This window comes from Alteromonas sp. D210916BOD_24, from assembly GCF_047159385.1.
Lineage (GTDB): Bacteria > Pseudomonadota > Gammaproteobacteria > Enterobacterales > Alteromonadaceae > Alteromonas.
The window spans coordinates 1,178,337-1,191,906 of sequence record NZ_AP038333.1; the positions used below are offsets into that span (position 1 = coordinate 1,178,337).

A 13,570-nucleotide genomic window follows, 5' to 3' on the forward strand; every position below is an offset into this window, starting at 1 on the left:
TTAGTTTGCCCATCTAAGTTAAAAATGTGAGAACGTATATGTTGTGTGCGGTTTATAAAACACGAAAAAAGTCCGGAATGTATTTATATGTACCCAAAAAGGGGCATTTTGAGGATGTGCCAGAACCTTTAATGGCAAAGTTTGGCACACCAGAATTGGTGACCCTAATAATGCTGGATAAGCGCGATAGATTGGCAGGGGTTGATAAGCAAAAACTTGAAAAAGAACTTAACGAAAAAGGGTTCTATTTGCAGATGCCGCCTAAAGAAGACAATTTGTTGGAGCGCCATAGAGAATCTCTCGGCCTAGCTAAAAACCCAGATAAGCAATTCTAGTTGTTATGCCAGCTTTTACCTTTATTTTTGCCAAATGCTTTTTGTTGGTGTGTCCAGTATCACCCACGTTTAAAGCAGTGTGTAGTCAATTGAGCTTGATAAAAGCGCTATGTGTGTTTCTTGTTATGTTCAGCCCATTTACACATAGTGAGCCTACCCCAAAAATTTCTCAGGCCGCAAAAAATGCGTTGAGTGAAGCTGGTTTTAGCGATTACCTTGCTAATATAAAGCGCGAAGCAGTCGCACAAGGCATGGACATCAACTGGTTGGATGGTGTCTTTAGCGATATTCGCTTTAGGCCAACAGTCGTTAAGTCAGATAAAAACCAACCCGAGAGAAAGATTACGTTAGACAACTACCTAAAGACGCGGGTACCAGATTGGAAGGTAACTAAAGCCGTTGAAGCTTATACTCACCATAAGGCACTACTGGATGAGGTAGGCGCGCGTTACGGCGTGCAACCAAGGTTTATCGTTGCGCTTTGGGGAAACGAGTCAAACTTTGGTAAAATTCAGGGGAGCTATCATTTGCTTTCAGCATTGGCTTCACTGGCATATGAAGGGCGGCGCGAAAAGCTCTTTAAAGATAACTTTTTTGCGGCATTAACCATACTTCAACAGGGCCACATTGAACCGGAGATGCTAAAAGGGTCGTGGGCTGGGGCGATGGGGCAAACTCAATTTATGCCCCTGTCATTTTTACATTATGCAGTAGACTATGACGGGGATGGTAAGAAAGATATCTGGAATACGCCTGCCGATGTGTTTGCGTCTATCGCGAACTACTTAGCTTCTGAAGGCTGGAATAGTGAAGGGACGTGGGGACGCCAGGTAACACTAACCCAACCGGTTTCTGTATCTGGGTTGTCCAAAGCCAACATGAAAACTCTGGCTTATTGGAAGGGGCAGGGCGTCAAGCGCTATGATGGCAGCGATTTACCCGACGTCAGTGTCGACGCATCACTGATCATGCCCGATGGCGAAAAGGGGCGGGTTTATTTGGTTTACAATAATTTTCATACGCTGATGAAATGGAATCGCTCGACCTATTTTGGGCTGTCGGTTGGTTATTTGTCAGAGCGTATTAAACGAGGATACTAATGTCATATCAGCATCTCGATAGCGCAGGTAACGCAATAATTTTACCAGTGAATAAAGTGGTGTGTATCGGTCGAAACTATCTTGATCATATTCAGGAAATGAACTCTGTAGTGTCAGAGGAGCCATTATTGTTCATGAAGCCTAAAGCAGCCATGTGTTCAATGCATCAACCCATCCTTATTCCCTCGAATAGAGGAGAGTGTCACAACGAATTAGAAGTTGCAGTGCTGCTTAAATCGCCCTTGAAAAACGCCAATGAGGATGAAGTTAAAAGCGCCATATGGGGGCTGGGTTTAGGATTGGATCTTACCCTTCGAGAGATTCAAGCATCGCTAAAACAGCAAGGCCAGCCTTGGGAGCGAGCCAAGTCCTTTGACAACAGTGCGCCTCTATCAGGGTTTGTGCCACTGTCACAATTTAGCGATTTGGATGATGTGAAATTCTCTTTGTCAATAAACGGTGAAACGCGACAACTGGGCCATACTGCATTAATGTTACACAAAATTGTTCCCCTGATTGCGCAAATGTCCAATGAGTTTTCACTGGAGGCAGGTGATGTGATTTTAACCGGAACACCCAAAGGCGTGGGCCCTTTACATGATGGTGACCGTGTAGAAGTTGAGTTGGCGCAACACTTTGTAGTGAAAACCAAGGTTGGAGTTGAATGACACACGCATTTTGGGAAACTAAATCGCTGGATGAAATGACCCAACAGGAGTGGGAGTCACTGTGTGACGGATGTGGAAAATGTTGTCTGCAGAAATTTATTGATGACGACAGTGTGGACACCTATGAAGTGACTGATCACATTAACGCTGATGAAAAAATTCACTACACCAACATTGTTTGCTCTTACCTCAATACGAAAAAGTGTGAGTGCACCCAATATCAAAGACGCACTGAGCTTGTCCCCGATTGTGTAAAGCTAACGAAAGAGAACTTAAAGGACATCTTTTTTATGCCCAATAGCTGTACTTATCGTCGTTTGTATGAAGGACGGGGAGTGCCATCCTGGCATCCGCTGCTCAATAAGGGTAAAAAGCATGTCATGCATGCCAAGGGCATGTCTGTACGCAATAAAACTGTATTTGAAAGTGATGTCGATCTTAATCACTTTGAAGACTACATTGCGATTTGGCCTCTCGAGGATATCGATTGAGAGGCCAGATATTGGGGTAACTGCTGGCGCAGAAGCGCCGGCGTGTAAAAACCGTAATTAATGCAGGTCAATACAGTGCCTTTTAGACATTAAAACGGTTAACATTTCCTTCAATATTCCGCGTTGCGGAACTGACCCGCTCACTGGCTGTCCGTGCCTCTACAACGGTATTCATTACTTGTTGACTTAACTCGTTTAAAGCCGAAATGGTGTGATTCAGATTGTCGACTACTTGACTCTGTTCTTCGGTGGCAGAGGCAATTTGGTATATGCGATCATTAGCACTTACTACTGATGATGAGACCTTATCAAGCTTTTCTCGAAGCGTGTCTGAAATAGTGACAACTTCAGCCATCTGCGAGGATCCCGTGTCGATTGCGTTAACCGCTTCCTCTACTCCTCGATTGAGGTTAAGTAGCATGTCATTAATATCGGTGGTGGCCTGTTGAGAACGGTTTGCCAACGAACGCACTTCGTCTGCGACTACGGCAAAGCCACGCCCTTGTTCTCCGGCTCTGGCTGCTTCTATTGCGGCGTTCAGTGCAAGTAAATTTGTTTGCTCTGAAATATCACTTATCACACTCAATAGAGAGGAGATCTGTTTGGTTTCTTGTTCAAGTTTTTGAATGACGGAGCTTGCTAACCCTATTGCTTCGGCTGTACTTGCTACACTCTTAGTGGAATTGACGACCGCTTGATAACTATTACCCGCATCGTCGTTTGCCGTCTGTGTATCACTTAATGCTACTTGTGTATTGTCGGCTACTTCTCTGAGAGCATGGCTCAATTGATTTACGGCGGTTGCAATTTGATCAAGATTCTCTCTTTGCTCAGAAGAAATAGCTGTAACCGCACCAGAAGATTTATTCATTGCTCTTTCTGCGTCTGCCAACGATGAGGCGTCATCTTTGATCAGCGAAATCAGCCTTTGTAAATTGTCCATCAATGCGTTAAATGCATAGGCCACATCGGTAATTTCATCCTTTCCGGTAGTTTTAATTCGTTGTGTTAAGTTACCTTCACCTTTGCTGATAGAGTCAAGCATGTCGCGCAACACTGAAATGCGTTTGGTAATTAGGCGGGGGCCGACGATAATCGTTACCGCACAAGCGAGAATGGCGAGAACAATCGCAACAATCAAATAAACCGTTTGTTGATTACTGGACGATAAATTTTCTTGAGTAATTTCATCGGACAGTAGTTTTATCTCTTCTCCGACACGGTCAAAATTGCCTCTTAAAGTATCAAATAGAGGCACGCCTTGTTGGCGATATTCACTTGCAGCCTGACGTACTTCGCCTGCGTTTACTAATATCATTACCTGCTGATTTACCGCTGTCCACTTGGAGAAATCTTCCTGATACGAACTGGCTTTTGATGCCACAGAAGGATAGTCCTTAGTTAGGCTTAAGACCTTCCCCATTCTATCTTTTGCTTGTTGCACGTTCTCTTCATAGTCAGCGATTAGGGTGTTGCTCAATTCTTGTTGGTTTAGTTGTGATGCCAGCATTAAATCTAATAACGCCGAATGCGCTTGGTAAAGGTCACGGTCAGCATTCAGTGCAGCACTCAGTGATTGAGTGAAAACAGATGACAGCGTCTTGGTGTTCTGCGAGAGAAATCTTCCATTAGAAATACTAATAAAACTAACTACCAGTAGCAGGATAGCTACAAAGCTGGTCGGTACAGACAGTTTTTTACGAATTGTCAAATTATCGAAATTGAGCATGATTGTCACTTAAGTAAAAAAGCGTTGGTGTTGTTCGATTTTCGTACATATTGCGAACTTCGAAGGGTATAACTAAGCTAATCAAATTTTTAAAAACAAGCGATTAGACTTTATGCGAGGTTAGCGAATACTTTTGAATACCTATTATGTTTTTTCATACCTAATCCATACAAAAGGAGTAGGGCGCCGTACTAATCCGCCCTATATACTCTGCCCGTCAAACAGGTTCTAAGAACATAACATCACACAGAAAGGGTCCTTAATGGGTAAGTTAACAGGCAACGTTTTACTGCTGGCTACGGGCGTAGCATTGACTACGGGCATTTCGGCTGAAGCTGAAGAACTGACATTCGACTACAGTGGTTCTATTAGAGTTCGCTACGAGACACTGAATAATCCTATCTTTCCTACCACTGAAGACGTACGTCCAAAAACAAACGACCGTATTTCTACCCGGATTCGACTAAAAGGCGAGGCCAACTACGGCAAATGGAATGCAGTTGCAGAGATAGAGGATTCTCGTGCCTATTTGGATGAGAATGATGTAACGCTAAAGTCGTCTCAAGTGAACACTTTAGAGCCAGTTCAGTTTTACCTAAGCTATAAAGGCATTTCAGAGCATGTAGAACGCGTCACGGTAGGGCGAGTCACTCTCGATCACGGAAGCCGCAGATTACTTGCACGTACCCGTTATCGCAACGCAACAAGTAGCTTCGAGGGCGTGCTTGTCGATACCGTATTTAACGGCTGGGAAGTGCGTGGTTTTTACTTGCAGCCTGTGTCACGATTCCCTTCCGACTCAGCATCAGTTGAAGACAACAAGCGAGCTTTTGACAAGAGTTTCAGTAACCGTAAGCTCTTTGGTATATACGCCCAATCAGATGATAATGCATGGAAAGTCCATAGTTACTGGTTGAAAGAATCTGATTCGCCTGAACTTTCAACCAAGAACCGAGATATCTACACACTTTCAGTGGATTACTCTAAAAACTTTGCTGATGGCTGGAAGAGCAACATAGAAGCTATTGGGCAAACCGGCACTTCACGCCAATCAACATCGGCTTCGGATACGACTGATCGCGACGTAAGAGCGTGGATGGTGCATGCCCATGTAGGAAAACAAATAACTGACAGCACCTTTTTAAGAGCTGAAATCGACGCCGCTAGTGGTGATGACAATTCGGCTGACGATACTATTCACGCATTTGACTCGCTATACGGGCTGCGCAGATTCGACTTTGGACCCACTGACGTTTACCAAACTTTTCCTCGCAGCAATATACTTGCTCCAGGGTTGCGCAGTGTGACAAAACTTAATGGTGTGCACAACATTATGGTGGGCTACAAGGGATTGTGGTTACAAAACGTAGCAGACGGTGAAGAAGATTTTCTTGGTCACCAACTTGAGGTTCGCTGGCGTTATCAGGTGTTAGAACCGCTTCGTCTTGAATTCGGTGGAGCATATCTGGCGAAAGGTGAAGCTCTGGAAACTGGCGCATACCCTGACAACAGCATGTACGCCTACACTGCAGTAATGTATACCTTCTAAAACGCAAAGGGGCAGGCGTACATCTATAAGTCACGTCTGACCCACTTAACTTGCACTTCTTTATGCTGTTATGGCATATAGAAGTGCATCTCTTCCAAATACCCGTTTTCTACACGACCCTTCTTTCACTGCACCTATGCGTTCTGCCACCCTGATACTTGCTTTATTATTGGGCTCAATAAAACACTCTAGACGATGCAAATTCATTTGTGAAAACGCCAGCTTTTTAAGGGCTTCACAGATTGCAGTCGCTAAGCCTTTACCGCACGCTTGTGGCGTTAGCCAATAACCCAAATTAGCAGTGAGGTGGGTAGGGTGAATGTAGTTGATAATCCCCATACCTAAACACTTGTCTTCATGCATAAGTAAATAGGTTAAGCCATAGCCCATCTCACGCGCCTCTTCCATTTTATCAATACACTGCTTGGCCAGCGCTGGTGTGACGGGACATACACTTGCGCCAAACCATGGTTTGACGTGATGGATAGACTGCTGCCCCGCTTCACAGAGGGCGAGGCAATGTTTTTGGGCAATACGCTGTATGGTAACAGGGCCTTGCTCCGTATGAATAGGCGGCAAACGGGAAGGCAAAATGGACAAGTCAATCAAAAGGGTTTTTTATCCAACAAGCGACAAGCAAAGACAATAGCAAAGACTACAAAATAGGCGGCAAATATGTATTGCATCCATTCAGCCATTCCCATCGATAAAAATTGCCAGCTATCTTCCATACAATCACCTTCGGCAGCAAAGATTGCAGGTAACCATTCGTGAAGTTGAAGCCATGAAGGAAAGTTTGGCACAATTTCACAGCTTGCGAAGAATGGATTAGCGGCATTTAATATGCCTACATGTTCTTTTGCGATTATAAAGCCCCACGCCGAAGCGACAGCCCAGCCTGCGAAACCCACCATGCGAGTGAGGCCATTATTTTTGATCAATACCGCCAACGCAGACAGCACAATACCGTACATGGCGGTGCGCTGGTATATACACATGATGCAAGGCTTTAGCCCCATTTGATACTGAAAGTACAATGCCGCGATTTCCAGCGCGAGCGATGTGGCAAACAGCACAAGCCAAGATGACTTGTGCTCTGCCCACTGACTTATTACGTGAATAAGGCTGCGCATATATTAATGGCCTATCGCCTTAACACCTGCTTCTGCTGCAGTGTGGTGCTCTATCCAGTGCATGTCGTACAACACTTGGGTCATATCAGCAAGACCGATATAAGTGGCCAATAGACCTACAATTGTTAATACCACAGTGTATGGTAACGCCATCATCACCATACGTCCGTATGACAAGCGCAGCAGCGGTGCTATGGCAGATGTAAGTAAGAACAAGAAAGCAGCCTGACCGTTAGGCGTGGCTACACTTGGTAGGTTAGTACCCGTATTGATGGCCACTGCCAACATGTCGTATTGGTCGCGAGTAATTTGACCTGCTTGTAACGCTGCAGTGACTTCTGTGATATACACCGAGCCAACAAACACATTGTCACTGACCATTGAAAGTACACCGTTGGCCAAATAGAACATGACCATTTGCGTTTCGCCCTCAAATGACAATACCCAATGGATTACGGGTTGGAATAGGCCTTGGTCGATGATTACTGCTACTACACCAAAAAATACACACAGTAGGGCAGTGAAAGGCAGTGCTTCTTCGAAGGCTTTACCTAAGGCGTGTTCTTCGATAACACCACTCATGGATGTGGCTAACACGATAACAGACAGACCGATTAGCCCCACTGATGCCATGTGAGTGGCAAGGCCGACGATTAACCAAATACCAATAATTGCTTGTACGATAAGTTTTGCTGTTTCGCGTTTACTGCGTCCCTTATCCATGTGGTCGTTATAATCCACTAAGATTTGACGAACTGCAGTGGGCAGTTGTGCACCGTAAGAAAAAAGTCCGGTCTTTTCTAACACTATCGTTGTCAGCAGTCCAAACACAAATACGGGAATAGTCACCGGTGCCATTCGGATGAAAAACTCCACGAAGTTCCAGCCTGCTTTATCGGCAATAATTAGGTTTTGAGGTTCACCTACCATGGTCATTACGCCACCTAGCGCAGTCCCCACCGCTGAATGCATCATTAGATTGCGAAGAAACGCTCTAAAATCTTCTAAATCGTGGCTGCCCAGTTCGTCGTCGCTGGTATGGTCATGGTCAGAATGGAACTCTTTTCCAGAGGCGACTTTGTGGTAAATCGAATAAAAACCCAGCCCGACGCTAATAATAACCGCTACCACGGTAAGGGCATCTAGGAAGGCTGATAGGAAAGCAGAAGCGAAAATAAAGGACAGAGAAAGTACCAGTTTGTTTTGTACTTTTATCACGAGTTTGGTGAACAAGTACATCAACAAATCTTTCATGAAGTAAATACCGGCTACCATAAACACAAGTAGCAACAGTACTTCAAGGTTGACTTCAATTTCATGCATCATGTGACCCGGTGAGGTCATGCCAATGAACATTGCTTCAATTAAAAGTAATCCCCCTGGCTGCAAGGGATAGCATTTGAGTGCCATCGCAAGGGTAAAGATAAACTGAATAACAAGTGTCCAGCCTGCGATGTAAGGGTCCACCATAAATAAAATGGGGTTTACAATGAGAAAGGCAATTATGGTCTTTTTATACCAGTCGGGCGCATGTCCCAGGAAGTTCTTATAGATCGCTGCGATCATTGAGGTTTGCATGAGTTCCTGTTCCTTTTACAACAAGGCGCACAGGTTTGTGCACCTTCATACTGTGTAGTTTCCGGTTATTGCTTACATAAGCTGCTGGTAATCAGGCAAGTTTTCTAATAGTTAGCAGTTTCGTAGCTGTCATTATAGTCGGAATTTAAGCGTACATGATATTAACGCCTTGAGAAAGCAAATCACAGACCCCACCCTATGAAAGTCGCTGAATATTTATCGATTTTTCGTTGATGTTTATTATTTAAGAGCAAAATAGTGCTAGCGACAGAAATGAGAGACTGCTTTATAAACAAAATGTGATTCATTTATCGTCCCTGCAAATTGAAATTTTAATAAGTTGTTAAATCCTTTGCTGGACGAGGCATATTTCATTGTGATAATAAAAGAGCATCTGGTACAATCAGTTACAAAATAACAATAACGTGCAGGCGATTAGTTATGATTTATAAGGCGCAGAGTCCAGCTGGATTTGCCGAAGAATACATTGTTGAATCAATTTGGAGTGGACGCTTCCCACCTGGCACTATATTGCCTGCGGAAAGAGAACTGTCTGAGCTGATAGGTGTGACTCGTACAACACTGCGTGAAGTGCTTCAACGATTAGCAAGAGATGGTTGGCTGACTATTCAACACGGTAAGCCTACAAAGGTAAACAATTTCTGGGAAACCTGTGGCTTAAACATACTCGAAACTTTGGCACGTCTCGATCAGGAAGGCATTCCTGAATTGGTAGACAATCTATTGGCAGCGCGAACAAATTTGAGTGCTGTATTCATTCGAGGTGCAATTCGAAACAACCCTCAGGCTTCTGCTGAAATTATTGCTCGATACAAAAATGTCGAGCAAGAAGGGATGGCATTTGCGCAATTTGACTATCAAATGTCCCACGATCTGGCGTTGGCATCAAATAACAACGTGTTTGTATTGATGATGAACGGGTTCAGAGGCTTGTATTCGCGAATAGGCGGTTACTTCTTTTCACATCAGCAAGCTCGTGACGTGGCTAATAAATACTACGCCGACTTATTGGAAGTTGCCGAGAAGGGAGAATATGATCGCGTTCCTGTAGTGGTGCGCAAGTACGGAATAGAAAGTGGCAAAGTATGGCAAGAGATCCGCGATGATATGCCGAAAGATTTAGTTGACTAAATCGCTACTCGCTCAACAGTAATTCATAAAACAAGCGCCTTGGGCGCTTGTTTTGTTTTTAGCGCTTACAAATACCTGCATGTCCTGCGCTAAGCGCCTTTCACATATTCTGTAACACTTTTATTGTAGCCAATACGCGACGTCTCTACCGAGGCGCTAGACCCTCCTAAAAGATTCGATATACTCAATACTCATTATGACTATAAGCAGGTTGTGTCAGCCTGTAACGCATGGGAATGAATATGAAATATTTATGGATAGCACTCGCTGCAGGTGGGCTTTTAACGGGTTGTACGGGGGATAAAAACGGGGCTGACGCAACGCCTTCCTCGGTGGAAAAGTCTGTTGTAACAGCATCATTAAATACCAGTATTACTGCGCCAGTGGCTAAGAAAGTACCGCATACAATGACTGCTCATGAGGTAAGTCGCGTCGACAATTACTATTGGATGCGTGACGACTCGCGAACCAATGAAGAAGTGCTGGCACACCTTGAAAAAGAAAACGAATATCTGGAAGCTGTGCTAGCTCCACTTAAACAAACGCGAGAAAAACTGTATCAGGAGTTGGTGTCGCGAATAGAAAAAGACGACTCAACAGTGCCCGTCTTTTCAAACGGCTATTGGTATTCAACCCAATATTCTGGCGACAATGAGTACCCAGTTTATATTAGAAAAACGGCACTAGATGCAGAGCCAGAAGTGTTGCTTGATGCCAATGAAATGGCAAAAGGCCATGATTATTTTAATATTGGCGAATACGCGGTTAGTACTAACAACACGCTACTTGCATACGCAGAAGATACGTTAAGCCGCCGAATCTACAATATTTACGTTAAAAACCTCGAGACAGATAAAATGTTAGAGGACGTGTTGTCGGGCACGTCAGGTCAGGTGGTCTGGGCAAACGATAACCAACATGTTTTTTACGTGAACAAAGACCCTCAAACGCTGCTAGGTTATCAAGTGATGCGACATAAGCTAGGCACTTCACAGGCTGATGATATCCTTGTTTACGAAGAAAACGATCCTACCTTTTACACTGCGATAGGCAAAAGTAAAGATGATGATGTGATCTATATCTATCATCACAATACGGATAAAACCGGTGTAACGCTAATTGATGCTAATCAACCTACATCATCACAGCCGAAGGTATTTTTGCCTCTTAAAGATGGGCAAGAGTACAGCGTCGCCAAGCTCGGAGATAGCTATTACGTTCGCACTAATATCGACGCTAAAAACTTTAAGATTATGAAAGTTCCTGCAAATGCAACGGATGATATAAGTCAATGGCAAGAAGTCGTTGGTCACAGACCTGATGTCTTCGTGCAGGATATTGAAGTTATGCAAAACCATTTGGTTGTGAAGGAAAAAGAAAATGGCATGCTGCGATTAGTGGTACACAATCTCACAACTGCAGAGCAGAAAATATTACCTACTCAAGATCCAATTTATGGCGCATATTTTACAGGTAATACGCAGGTTGATACGGAGACCTTACGCATTTATTACAGCTCTCTGACAACGCCGGCCTCTATTCTGGATGTGAACCTAGATACGTTTGATACAACTGTAATGAAACAGACCCATGTATCAGATACATTCAGCACTGATGATTATGCCTCAGAGCGTGTGATGGTTGAAGCCAGAGACGGCACTGAAATACCGGTATCACTGGTTTATAGCAAAGAAAAATTCAAAAAAGATGGTACAAACCCACTATATCAATACGCCTATGGCTCCTATGGTTCAACAGTGGATCCTATTTTTAGGGCTAGTTGGATTTCTCTTTTAGATAGAGGGTTTGTCGTTGCGATTGCACACATTCGCGGTGGGCAAATGCTAGGTCGTGAATGGTATGAGCAAGGAAAAATGGGAAATAAAATCAATACCTTCACTGACTTTATTGATGTTACAAAAGGTCTAGTGGCTAACCAATATGCAGATCAATCCCGGGTATTCGCGATGGGCGGCAGTGCTGGCGGGCTATTGATGGGTGCAATTGTGAATATGGCGCCTGAGTTATACTTAGGGGTCAGTGCCCATGTTCCGTTTGTCGATGTCGTTACGACCATGAGTGATGCTAGCATACCGTTAACTACCGGAGAGTATACGGAGTGGGGAAACCCCGCTAATAAAGGGGAGTTTGAGTACATGCTCTCTTATTCGCCTTATGATCAAGTACAAGCCAAAGCCTATCCACACATGTTGGTTACCACAGGACTGCATGATTCACAGGTACAATACTTTGAGCCTATGAAATGGGTAGCGAAGCTTCGTGAACTAAAAACCGATGATAATTTACTGCTTTTCAAAACCAATATGGAAGCAGGACACGGTGGTGCATCGGGTCGTTTCAAGCGATTTGAGTCAACCGCTTTAGAATACGCATTTGTACTGCATTTAGCGGGCGTTCAATTTTAAGTACTTTGTGACCACCAGGTAATGGCTCTAGTGGTGGTCACATTATTTTTCGCTTTTTTTAATTTTAGTATGCGCTTTCTAAATGTTACACGTAGAGTGTAGTTATGGTGTTAAACCGACACCCTACTTAGGCATTCACAGGAGCAGATTATGACTACCACAGAGACTATCAAAGGTAAAATTACAGAAGCGGAAGAAATGGCGCGTAAAATTTGGCTAGCAGGTCTAGGCGCCTACGGTAAAAGCGTTGAACAAGCGCAAGGTCGCTACGAGAAACTAAGCGAAGAAGCAAACAAAATGTTTGATGAATTGGTAAGTAAGGGTGAAACCCTAGAAGAAGACGCGCGCAGCAAATTCAAGTCTACTACCAATGACGTTGAAAACCGAGTTGCAGATGTACGCAAAAAACTGGGCCTTGATTCTGAGCCAGCTGATCAGCGTATTGAAGAACTCTCTGCTAAAATTGATGCGCTTACAGAAGCAGTAGCAAAACTAGCGGCCAGTAAGTAACGTCAATAGAGGCACGCAATGAGCACACATCATTGCGGGTAAAGTGAGTGATGGAGTGCATCTTTTTAGCCTGATGAATCGCACGCGTAGCGGACATGAATAGTTCCGCTACGCATCACTTATTTACCAGCCTTAGCTCTATCTACTAATTTCTCCACCTACTTCCCTTTACAGGAGGCGTTATGAGTAACAGAAGCACTTCTAAAGCCAGTGATATTAGCCCAGTGAAAAGTGGGTCAACTGATTCACTAAAATCATCGCCATTATTTGGTTGGCTTTTTGCCGGTGGCGACCTGGTCGCTGCGAAATTGGATGTGGCAGCAGGTCTTGTCAGTAAAGCACTGGATGACACTCATGAAACCCTTAATGCAATGCAGATGAAAGGGGTAGAAGTGGAAAGTGATTTGAAGCGAGCACTAAATCCTGCCACCTTCATAGATAATGTGCAAAAGCTTGTCACAACAAACCCGCTTTTAAGCATATTTTCTGGTAGCCAGAAACGGGTGCAAAAAGAACAACAGCTAGCGTTACTGAGTGCAAAAGTAGATTTATTGGTAGAACAGGTCGCACTACTTGCAGCAAAAGAAGCCGCTGCAAAGGCTGCAAACAAGTCAAAAACGTCTACCAATACGGCGACAAAACCTGCCGCCAAATCAACGGCCAGTAAAGCGGATTCCGCAAAGAGTGTTGACGCGACGACTAAGTCAACTTCAACAAAAACTGCTACAACACAACGAAAGGCAACCACGCGGCGTACTACTTCTCAAAAAGCGCCTAGTAAAGTAGCGGCTAATAAAGGAACAACCCGTAAAAGCACAAGTAAAACCGCTGCTACTTCCACTAAAGCCTCGGGTTCGAGGGGTAGCACGGAATAACGTGTTGTATGGGTATAAGACTAA

The 13,570-nt window shown here is 44.1% G+C and carries 13 protein-coding genes; 9 read left to right on the top strand and 4 right to left on the bottom strand.

Annotated elements, in window-relative coordinates; all coding sequences use genetic code 11:
• The first annotated feature begins 38 nt into the window (after positions 1–38).
• The 4 genes from ACMCM8_RS05130 (at position 39) to ACMCM8_RS05145 (ending at position 2,594) form a co-directional block, all read left to right on the top strand.
• Positions 39–335 carry a YcgL domain-containing protein gene (locus ACMCM8_RS05130; RefSeq protein ID WP_412727620.1) on the top strand — a complete coding sequence of 99 codons (297 nt, stop codon included), beginning with the start codon at positions 39–41 and terminating at the stop codon, positions 333–335.
• 125 nt (positions 336–460) lie between these two features.
• Positions 461–1,435, top strand: a complete 975-nt coding sequence (locus ACMCM8_RS05135; RefSeq protein WP_412726116.1) for a lytic murein transglycosylase — start codon at positions 461–463, stop codon at positions 1,433–1,435.
• A complete protein-coding gene (locus ACMCM8_RS05140) occupies positions 1,435–2,103 on the top strand; it encodes a fumarylacetoacetate hydrolase family protein (protein WP_412726118.1) in 669 nt (222 codons plus the stop codon). The genes ACMCM8_RS05135 and ACMCM8_RS05140 overlap by 1 nt, the downstream gene beginning before the upstream one ends.
• Positions 2,100–2,594: a YcgN family cysteine cluster protein gene (locus ACMCM8_RS05145; protein WP_412726120.1), complete on the top strand. Its 495-nt coding sequence runs from the start codon at positions 2,100–2,102 to the stop codon at positions 2,592–2,594. Before ACMCM8_RS05140 ends, ACMCM8_RS05145 begins: the two co-directional genes overlap by 4 nt.
• Before the next feature lie 82 nt (positions 2,595–2,676).
• Here ACMCM8_RS05145 and ACMCM8_RS05150 read toward each other — a convergent pair whose 3' ends face one another.
• Positions 2,677–4,323, bottom strand: a complete 1,647-nt coding sequence (locus ACMCM8_RS05150) for a methyl-accepting chemotaxis protein (protein WP_412726122.1) — start codon at positions 4,321–4,323, stop codon at positions 2,677–2,679.
• A 262-nt stretch (positions 4,324–4,585) separates the two neighbouring features.
• Here ACMCM8_RS05150 and ACMCM8_RS05155 point away from each other — a divergent pair, with 262 nt between their 5' ends.
• Positions 4,586–5,872 (top strand): alginate export family protein, encoded by a 1,287-nt coding sequence (locus ACMCM8_RS05155; protein ID WP_412726124.1) that lies wholly within the window; start codon positions 4,586–4,588, stop codon positions 5,870–5,872.
• A 60-nt stretch (positions 5,873–5,932) separates the two neighbouring features.
• On the opposite strand, the gene ACMCM8_RS05160 is transcribed toward ACMCM8_RS05155, so the two are convergent.
• From ACMCM8_RS05160 to nhaB, 3 genes are read right to left on the bottom strand one after another with little or no spacing between them, the layout of a single operon-like run.
• Complete coding sequence (locus ACMCM8_RS05160; RefSeq protein WP_412726126.1) at positions 5,933–6,481, bottom strand: GNAT family N-acetyltransferase; 549 nt, start codon at positions 6,479–6,481, stop codon at positions 5,933–5,935.
• Complete coding sequence (gene dsbB / locus ACMCM8_RS05165; RefSeq protein ID WP_412726128.1) at positions 6,478–7,005, bottom strand: disulfide bond formation protein DsbB; 528 nt, start codon at positions 7,003–7,005, stop codon at positions 6,478–6,480. The genes ACMCM8_RS05160 and dsbB overlap by 4 nt, the downstream gene beginning before the upstream one ends.
• Positions 7,006–7,008: 3 nt before the next feature.
• Positions 7,009–8,583, bottom strand: coding sequence for a sodium/proton antiporter NhaB (gene nhaB / locus ACMCM8_RS05170; protein WP_412726130.1), 1,575 nt, complete (start codon positions 8,581–8,583; stop codon positions 7,009–7,011).
• Between the two features lie 441 nt (positions 8,584–9,024).
• On the opposite strand from nhaB, the gene fadR reads away from it, so the two are divergent.
• The 4 genes from fadR (at position 9,025) to ACMCM8_RS05190 (ending at position 13,546) form a co-directional block, all read left to right on the top strand.
• Positions 9,025–9,735: a fatty acid metabolism transcriptional regulator FadR gene (gene fadR / locus ACMCM8_RS05175; RefSeq protein ID WP_412726132.1), complete on the top strand. Its 711-nt coding sequence runs from the start codon at positions 9,025–9,027 to the stop codon at positions 9,733–9,735.
• A 242-nt stretch (positions 9,736–9,977) separates the two neighbouring features.
• Positions 9,978–12,161 carry a S9 family peptidase gene (locus tag ACMCM8_RS05180; protein ID WP_412726134.1) on the top strand — a complete coding sequence of 728 codons (2,184 nt, stop codon included), beginning with the start codon at positions 9,978–9,980 and terminating at the stop codon, positions 12,159–12,161.
• Positions 12,162–12,311: 150 nt separating this feature from the next.
• The gene (locus tag ACMCM8_RS05185; protein ID WP_412726136.1) at positions 12,312–12,671 is read left to right on the top strand and encodes a phasin-related domain-containing protein; all 360 of its coding nucleotides are present in this window, start codon (positions 12,312–12,314) and stop codon (positions 12,669–12,671) included.
• A gap of 182 nt (positions 12,672–12,853) precedes the next feature.
• A complete protein-coding gene (locus ACMCM8_RS05190) occupies positions 12,854–13,546 on the top strand; it encodes a hypothetical protein (protein ID WP_412726138.1) in 693 nt (230 codons plus the stop codon).
• The last annotated feature ends 24 nt before the right edge of the window (positions 13,547–13,570 follow it).

What these genes read in the sequence shown, in the direction of transcription:
- ACMCM8_RS05130 (WP_412727620.1), top strand. Translation starts at nt 39, where the DNA reads ATGTTGTGTGCGGTTTATAAAACACGAAAAAAGTCCGGAATGTATTTA.
- ACMCM8_RS05135 (WP_412726116.1), top strand. Translation starts at nt 461, where the DNA reads ATGTTCAGCCCATTTACACATAGTGAGCCTACCCCAAAAATTTCTCAG.
- ACMCM8_RS05140 (WP_412726118.1), top strand. Translation starts at nt 1,435, where the DNA reads ATGTCATATCAGCATCTCGATAGCGCAGGTAACGCAATAATTTTACCA.
- ACMCM8_RS05145 (WP_412726120.1), top strand. Translation starts at nt 2,100, where the DNA reads ATGACACACGCATTTTGGGAAACTAAATCGCTGGATGAAATGACCCAA.
- ACMCM8_RS05150 (WP_412726122.1), bottom strand. Translation starts at nt 4,323, where the DNA reads ATGCTCAATTTCGATAATTTGACAATTCGTAAAAAACTGTCTGTACCG.
- ACMCM8_RS05155 (WP_412726124.1), top strand. Translation starts at nt 4,586, where the DNA reads ATGGGTAAGTTAACAGGCAACGTTTTACTGCTGGCTACGGGCGTAGCA.
- dsbB (WP_412726128.1), bottom strand. Translation starts at nt 7,005, where the DNA reads ATGCGCAGCCTTATTCACGTAATAAGTCAGTGGGCAGAGCACAAGTCA.
- nhaB (WP_412726130.1), bottom strand. Translation starts at nt 8,583, where the DNA reads ATGCAAACCTCAATGATCGCAGCGATCTATAAGAACTTCCTGGGACAT.
- fadR (WP_412726132.1), top strand. Translation starts at nt 9,025, where the DNA reads ATGATTTATAAGGCGCAGAGTCCAGCTGGATTTGCCGAAGAATACATT.
- ACMCM8_RS05180 (WP_412726134.1), top strand. Translation starts at nt 9,978, where the DNA reads ATGAAATATTTATGGATAGCACTCGCTGCAGGTGGGCTTTTAACGGGT.
- ACMCM8_RS05185 (WP_412726136.1), top strand. Translation starts at nt 12,312, where the DNA reads ATGACTACCACAGAGACTATCAAAGGTAAAATTACAGAAGCGGAAGAA.
- ACMCM8_RS05190 (WP_412726138.1), top strand. Translation starts at nt 12,854, where the DNA reads ATGAGTAACAGAAGCACTTCTAAAGCCAGTGATATTAGCCCAGTGAAA.